The sequence below is a fragment of the Vibrio sp. SCSIO 43153 genome (assembly GCF_023716625.1).
GTDB classification, from domain to species: domain Bacteria; phylum Pseudomonadota; class Gammaproteobacteria; order Enterobacterales; family Vibrionaceae; genus Vibrio; species Vibrio rotiferianus.
Window position 1 is genome coordinate 3,381,648 of record NZ_CP071855.1, and the last position, 6,722, is coordinate 3,388,369.

Below are 6,722 nucleotides of genomic sequence, written 5' to 3' on the forward strand. Positions count from 1 at the left end.
AACTTATGCTTAACACCGCGCGTTTTGATTATTTACCGATACAGAATGAGGAGAAGATTCGGCCTAATAGGTCATCCGAGCTGAATTCACCGGTAATCTCATTCAAGTGCTGCTGAGTGATTCGTAACTCTTCTGCCAAGATTTCTCCAGCCATAAAGCCTTCAAGTTGCTCTTGACCGATTTGAAGATGCTGAGCAGCACGTTCTAGTGCATCCAAGTGACGACGACGAGCCATAAAGCCGCCTTCGGTGTTACCTGAGAAGCCCATACATTCTTTTAAGTGACTACGTAAAGCATCCACACCAGCTCCTGTTTTTGCAGAGAGGCGAATTAAGGTTGGATCGTTGACATGGCAGATCCCCATTTCTTCACTGGTTTGATCCGCTTTGTTGCGGATCACTGTCATGCCGATGCTGTTAGGTAGGCGATCAACAAAGTCTGGCCAGATGTCTTTTGGATCCGTCGCGTCAGTTGTTGTACCGTCCACCATGAATAGCACTCGGTCAGCTTGGGCGATTTCATCCCATGCGCGCTCGATACCTATTTTCTCGACTTCGTCTGAAGCGTCACGCAGACCTGCAGTATCGATGATGTGTAGTGGCATTCCATCAATATGGATATGCTCACGTAGTACGTCACGGGTGGTACCTGCAATATCGGTCACAATCGCAGACTCTTTGCCTGACAGGGCGTTCAGTAGGCTTGATTTGCCTGCATTGGGGCGACCGGCAATCACGACTTTCATGCCTTCGCGCATAATGGCGCCTTGGTTTGCTTCTTTGCGTACCGCATCGAGGTTATCAATGATGGCTTGTAAGTCGCCAGATACTTTCCCATCGGCCAAAAAGTCGATCTCTTCTTCAGGGAAGTCAATCGCGGCTTCAACGTAAATACGCAAATGGATCAGCGATTCCACCAGCGTTTGAATACGTTGTGAGAACTGACCCTGCAGTGATTGCAGTGCTGATTTGGCCGCTTCTTCTGAGCTGGCATCAATCAGGTCGGCAATCGCTTCTGCTTGAGTAAGATCCATCTTATCGTTTAGGAAGGCGCGTTCAGAGAACTCACCAGGACGCGCGGCACGCACGCCATCAATACCCAAGATACGCTTAATCAGCATATCCATTACCACAGGGCCACCATGACCTTGCAGTTCAAGTACGTCTTCGCCTGTAAATGAATGTGGGTTAGGGAAGTACAGTGCAATGCCTTGGTCTAGCACGGTGCCATCTTCCGCTTGAAATGGCAGATACTCTGCGTAGCGAGGCTTTAGCGTTTTACCTGTGACTTCTAGCGCCACTTGATTGGCCTTAGGGCCAGAAACACGAATAATGCCGACACCACCACGACCGGGTGCGGTAGCCTGAGCGACAATCGTATCTGTAGTCATAATCTTGCCTTTTGAGCTGGGCTATAGGTGTTGAAACCTAGGGAGCCAGAACTAGTTAATTAGCTGAATTGTAATCAGCCAAAAACAAAAAGGCGACCTTTTGGCCGCCTTTCTTATGCTTTTCTATCAAGGTTACTTAGTGTGTAAGCCTTTTTTCTCCAGCGCTTTGTAAATCAAAGTTTGCTGGATAAGCGTAACGATGTTCGACACCAACCAGTATAGAACTAGGCCTGATGGGAAGAACAAGAAGAAGAAGGTAAACATAACCGGCATAAAGGTCATGATCTTCTGCTGCATTGGATCCGTTACGGTTGTTGGGCTCATCTTCTGGATTAGGAACATTGACGCACCCATCAGTAGCGGCAGGATGTAGTAAGGGTCCTGTGCTGAAAGGTCGTGAATCCAACCGAAGAATGGTGAGTGACGAAGCTCAACCGATTCCATTAGTGCCCAGTATAGCGCGATGAAGATAGGCATCTGTAGGATAAGAGGTAAACAGCCACCTAGTGGGTTCACTTTCTCTTTCTTGTACAGTTCCATCATCTCTTGGCTCATGCGCTGACGGTCATCACCGATGCGCTCACGCATTGCTTGCAGCTTAGGCTGTAGCATACGCATTTTCGCCATAGACGTGTATTGCGCTTTCGTTAGTGGGTACATTGCACCACGAACGATGAAGGTCAAACAGATGATTGCCACACCCCAGTTACCCACGAAGCTTTGGATGAAAGCAAGCAGTGAGTGAAGTGGTTTAGCGATGAACCATAGCCAGCCGTAGTCCACTACTAGATCTAGGTTTGGTGCCACTGCTGCCATTTCGTTTTGTAGCTTAGGACCAACCCATAGTGTTGCTTCAAACTTCGCTTGGTCGCCCGTTGCGATAGTTTTGTTTGGCATACGCACGCCGATGTCGCCTAGGTTACCAATCACGCGAGTGTACAGGTTAGTACCTGGTTCGTTGCGTGGGATCCAAGCTGCAGCGAAGTAGTGTTGGATCATTGCTGCCCAACCTTGGCCATCCGCTAGGTTGATAGACAGGTTACGATCCTGCATATCTTCGAAGCTGTATTTCTTGTAACGAACGTCTTCTGTAGAGTAAGCGCCGCCACGGTAAGTCGGCATTGTGATGCTACCACCGGCGTCCATTAGGTTTTGACGCAAGTGAGCGTACATACCAAATGTTGCGTTGTTACCAGAGTTGTTCACTACATCGTATTCTACGTTCAGCGCGTAGCTGCCACGTTTGAATACGTAAGTCTTGATGTATTCGATGCCATTCGCAGTGAAAGTCATTGGAACGCGTAGTTCATCTTGACCGTCAGCTAGAGTGAAGCTGTCTGCGCTCACGTTGTAGTGAGGACGGTTAGTGCTGCTAAGGTCGATACCTTGAGGACCCACTAGACCGCTTTGTGCGATGAACTGGTGACCTTTAGTGTCTTTTAGCAGAACGAATGGGTCTGATGAATCAAGTTCAGCAGAGTATTTGTTCAGGTCGGCATGTACCACATCGCCACCAACGGTGTCGATCGACAGAGTTAAAACATCAGTCGTTACTGTGATAGTTTTTGCAGAAGCTTGCTGTTGACCAGGAACTGGGTCTAGCTCATCCGCAAAAGATGGTGCAGGTAGAGTACTGCTTGATTGAGCCTGTTCAACCGCTTGAGGTGCTGGATTCTTTGCGACTTGCCACTGTTGAAACAGCAAGAAAGAAACCAGTGCCAGAGCGATGAGCAGGATATTACGTTGAGAATCCATCGTTAGTTATCTCTGTCTTGTTTTTGGACTGGTGGAACGGGGTCATACCCCCCTTCATTCAAAGGGTGGCATTTTAATAGACGTTTGCCTGATAACCAACATCCTTTTACAAAACCGTGAGCTCTCAAAGCTTCTAGTGCGTAAGTGGAACAAGTTGGTGTGAACCGGCAGCGAGGACCAATCAGAGGGCTGATAAACCAGCGATAAAGATTAACGAGCCCAATGGCTATCCACGTGAAGGGCGAGACAGGCGATGCCATAGCTTATCAAACAACTTAAATAATTCCTCATTGCTTAAATCTTGCGCGCTTTTCTTCGCGATCACAACAAAATCTTTATTTGGAAGCTGATGTTGATTGTTACGAAAGCTTTCACGAGCCAAACGCTTAAAACGGTTACGACCGACAGCAGTTTTGATTTGCTTTTTCGGAACAGCTAAACCTAATCGTGGATGAGAAAGTTTGTTATTGCGAGCAATGATGGTGAAATGAGGCGAGCCAGCTCGATGAGCTTGCTGGAAGACGTTTTGATAATGCTCGGGAGTTAACAAGCGTAACTCCCGATTAAACGCGTACGTGTTCAAAATAAACTAGCGATTATTTTGATAGGCGCGCACGGCCTTTTGCACGACGTGCGTTGATAACTTTACGACCGTTCTTAGTTGCCATGCGAGCACGGAAGCCGTGAGTACGCTTGCGCTTTAGAACTGTAGGTTGAAAAGTGCGTTTCATGATAATTACCTTTACTGATCAGTAGTTTTAGGTTCTTGTTAAACCCGGCGTGGGCAATATGCTTTCTTTATATAAAGAAGCTCTTTATATAGAGAAGAACAACCGACGCCTCTCAACAAAGAGGCGGAATTGTAATCACACTCACATAATGTGTCAATGACTCATGTGTATGAAATTCCGGCCGGGCGATTATACGTAGTGTGAGTAAAATCTCAAGGATCGATTGATCCTAATGCTTGATCTTTACTCTATTCCCACTTGGTTAAGGAATTTTTTCAATCTAGGATCTTGTGGATTGTCGAAAATATCCTGTGGAGAACCTTGTTCAACAATGTTGCCTTCGGCCATAAAGATCACTCTGTCAGCCACTTCTTTGGCAAATTGCATCTCATGCGTTACCACTAGCATTGTCTGGTGTTGGTTAGCTAACTTCTTCATTAATGAGAGAACTTCTCCAACCCACTCAGGATCCAGTGCAGACGTTGGCTCATCAAAAAGCAACAGTTCCGGCTGTAAGGCCATTGCGCGGCCAATACCCACACGCTGCTGTTGACCTCCAGACAGTGCCGCTGGATAACTTTCGCCTTTATCGCCAAGACCAATGTCGTCGAGAATTTCTTGTGCACGTTTTAGTGCGTCATCTTTCTTCCAGCCACGTACGGTAATCAGGCCTTCTGCAATGTTCTGGCGCGCAGTCATATGAGCAAATAGGGCATAGTTTTGAAAAACAAATCCTGTCCGGCGACGTAATGCTAATACTTCTGCTTTAGTATGCTTTTGCGTATCCACAGAGATGTCATCAATGGTGATGCGTCCCTGATCCGCTTGCTCTAAGAAATTAACGGTACGTAGCAATGTCGATTTACCCGTACCACTTGAGCCGATAATAACGATGATCTCGCCTTGTTTGATGTTGAGATCAATACCTTTTAAAACTTCAGTATCACCAAAGCGCTTGTGGATATTTTCTAATTTGATCATCGTACATACGCCTTATTCAATTTCGCTTCTGCCCAAATTTGAACTCGAGTCAGAATCACCACCACACCCCAATAAATCAGAGCGACTGCAAGGAAAGCTTCAAAGAAGCGGAAGCTCGAAGAGGCTTCCATCTGCGCTTTGGCCATGATTTCTGCTACACCCAAGGTGAAGGCGAGGGAAGTCGACTTAATCATATCGATAAAGTAATTCATCAATGAAGGCAACGCGACTCGTGTGGCTTGTGGCAAGATAACACGACGCATCGCTTGCGGTGTTGTCATGCCCACCGACAAGCTCGCTTCCATTTGACTGCGATCGATACCGATGATGGCAGCACGAATGCTCTCTGCCATGTAAGCGGCAAAGTGTAATGTTAAACCAATTACCGCAGCAGAGAAGGCATCGATGCCGACCATGATCGGGAAGATTTGTGGTAGGCCGTAATACAATAAGAACAGCTGAACTAAAAGTGGCGTACCGCGAAAGAAGCTGATGTAAAGTTGACTTAACTGGTCGAGAACAGGCAGCTTAAATACACGAATATTAGCTAAAATAATGGCTAAAATCAGTGAAAAGACCAATCCCCATGTGGCCATTTCCATGGTTGTGCCAAGATACTTGAGCAGTATTGGCAGCAGTTCCAACATGTAATTAAAATCAAATCCCATACGACTTACCTTGAGAAAAGAAAAGGTGGAATACGAAGTTCCACCTTGTCATTAAGTTAAAAAAGGACGCGAGATAAAACTCAGCGTCCTAAAAGAAGAGAAATGTTACTTAGTGATGTCGGCACCAAACCATTTCACCGAAATCTTCTCTACTGTTCCATCGGCGCGCATCTCTGCAAGTGCTTTATTCACTTCTGCCTGTAGTTTGCGACCTTTCTCGTTATCTACGAAAGGCCAAGCGTTTTGAATGGTTTCAAACGGTTCACCCGCAAGCTCTAGTGGCAGGCCTGTTTTCTTAATCAATTCTAGGGCAGACAAGCGATCCATGATGAATGCATCAGCGCGGCCAAGTGCTACGTCGTGCTCAATACCCGTATCGTAAGTCTTAATATTGATTTTGCCGTCTTTATCGTAATCGCGCAGCAGTTGCTCAAAGTTGGAGCCTAGGTTTACCGCAACAGTTTTACCGGCGAGGTCTTCTACACCTTGAATGCTGTCATTGCCTTTACGTACCGTGATTTGTGCACCGTCTACCACATAAGGGTCTGCGAAAAGGTATTTGGCTTTGCGTGCTTCCGTCATGGTGATCTGGTTAGAGATGGTATCAATACGGCCGGTTTCTAGTAGGCCGAATAAACCAGAGAAGTTCGCTGTGACATATTCGATCTTGTAGTCGTTACGCTTACCGATCTCGTCCCACATATCTACTTCAAAACCTTGTAGCTTGTCTTGCTTAACAAAGGTGAATGGGAAGTAGCGACCTGACATGCCGACTTTTACTTCCGTAGCTGCAGTGTCGACTGCTGCTTGAACGGTTGCTGCAGACAAAGCAATGGCTGCAACGGCAACCTTAATCCAGTGTTTCATAATACATCTCCATACTTTTATGGTTGGAAATACTACTGTTAGTTAGCTCAATTAAATAAATAACCAAGTGCAATAACCTAGACCTGAGAGTAATAAGATCGTATTTGGTATAGATAGTAGGCGATAAATTGGGATAAATGATGAAAAAACGATCGAAATGAACTGGATTGGCAATGAAAAAAGCACAATGAAGGAAAATTCATTCACAGACTTATCACCAATTGCTGGATCTGGTTGATTTTGCCTAAATGTGGATCATTGTGTGGGCAATCTTGGGGCAAGATGTGTTGATCTTGCTATGTCCAGCGAAATAATTGTGAATAACTTGGA

At 46.0% G+C, this 6,722-nt stretch carries 8 protein-coding genes; all 8 read right to left on the bottom strand.

Annotation, left to right across the window (positions count from 1 at the left end; translation table 11 throughout):
- Positions 1-28: 28 nt before the first annotated feature.
- Positions 29-1,390: a tRNA uridine-5-carboxymethylaminomethyl(34) synthesis GTPase MnmE gene (mnmE, locus tag J4N37_RS16135; protein ID WP_038885239.1), complete on the bottom strand. Its 1,362-nt coding sequence runs from the start codon at positions 1,388-1,390 to the stop codon at positions 29-31.
- A gap of 132 nt (positions 1,391-1,522) precedes the next feature.
- Positions 1,523-3,145 (bottom strand): membrane protein insertase YidC, encoded by a 1,623-nt coding sequence (gene yidC, locus J4N37_RS16140; RefSeq protein ID WP_010444766.1) that lies wholly within the window; start codon positions 3,143-3,145, stop codon positions 1,523-1,525.
- Between the two features lie 2 nt (positions 3,146-3,147).
- Positions 3,148-3,405 carry a membrane protein insertion efficiency factor YidD gene (gene yidD / locus J4N37_RS16145; protein ID WP_005451046.1) on the bottom strand — a complete coding sequence of 86 codons (258 nt, stop codon included), beginning with the start codon at positions 3,403-3,405 and terminating at the stop codon, positions 3,148-3,150.
- A complete protein-coding gene (rnpA, locus tag J4N37_RS16150; RefSeq protein WP_009699098.1) occupies positions 3,372-3,695 on the bottom strand; it encodes a ribonuclease P protein component in 324 nt (107 codons plus the stop codon). The genes yidD and rnpA overlap by 34 nt, the downstream gene beginning before the upstream one ends.
- Before the next feature lie 46 nt (positions 3,696-3,741).
- Positions 3,742-3,876 (bottom strand): 50S ribosomal protein L34, encoded by a 135-nt coding sequence (gene rpmH / locus J4N37_RS16155; protein WP_005378825.1) that lies wholly within the window; start codon positions 3,874-3,876, stop codon positions 3,742-3,744.
- Positions 3,877-4,119: 243 nt separating this feature from the next.
- On the bottom strand, positions 4,120-4,857 hold the full coding sequence (locus J4N37_RS16160) for an amino acid ABC transporter ATP-binding protein (protein WP_010444784.1): 738 nt from the start codon (positions 4,855-4,857) through the stop codon (positions 4,120-4,122).
- On the bottom strand, positions 4,854-5,525 hold the full coding sequence (locus J4N37_RS16165) for an amino acid ABC transporter permease (protein ID WP_010444786.1): 672 nt from the start codon (positions 5,523-5,525) through the stop codon (positions 4,854-4,856). The genes J4N37_RS16160 and J4N37_RS16165 overlap by 4 nt, the downstream gene beginning before the upstream one ends.
- A gap of 105 nt (positions 5,526-5,630) precedes the next feature.
- Positions 5,631-6,392 (bottom strand): amino acid ABC transporter substrate-binding protein, encoded by a 762-nt coding sequence (locus J4N37_RS16170; RefSeq protein ID WP_038885244.1) that lies wholly within the window; start codon positions 6,390-6,392, stop codon positions 5,631-5,633.
- Positions 6,393-6,722: the final 330 nt, after the last annotated feature.

What these genes read in the sequence shown, in the direction of transcription:
- J4N37_RS16165 (WP_010444786.1), bottom strand. Translation starts at nt 5,525, where the DNA reads ATGGGATTTGATTTTAATTACATGTTGGAACTGCTGCCAATACTGCTC.
- rpmH (WP_005378825.1), bottom strand. Translation starts at nt 3,876, where the DNA reads ATGAAACGCACTTTTCAACCTACAGTTCTAAAGCGCAAGCGTACTCAC.
- yidD (WP_005451046.1), bottom strand. Translation starts at nt 3,405, where the DNA reads ATGGCATCGCCTGTCTCGCCCTTCACGTGGATAGCCATTGGGCTCGTT.
- J4N37_RS16170 (WP_038885244.1), bottom strand. Translation starts at nt 6,392, where the DNA reads ATGAAACACTGGATTAAGGTTGCCGTTGCAGCCATTGCTTTGTCTGCA.
- yidC (WP_010444766.1), bottom strand. Translation starts at nt 3,145, where the DNA reads ATGGATTCTCAACGTAATATCCTGCTCATCGCTCTGGCACTGGTTTCT.
- J4N37_RS16160 (WP_010444784.1), bottom strand. Translation starts at nt 4,857, where the DNA reads ATGATCAAATTAGAAAATATCCACAAGCGCTTTGGTGATACTGAAGTT.
- mnmE (WP_038885239.1), bottom strand. Translation starts at nt 1,390, where the DNA reads ATGACTACAGATACGATTGTCGCTCAGGCTACCGCACCCGGTCGTGGT.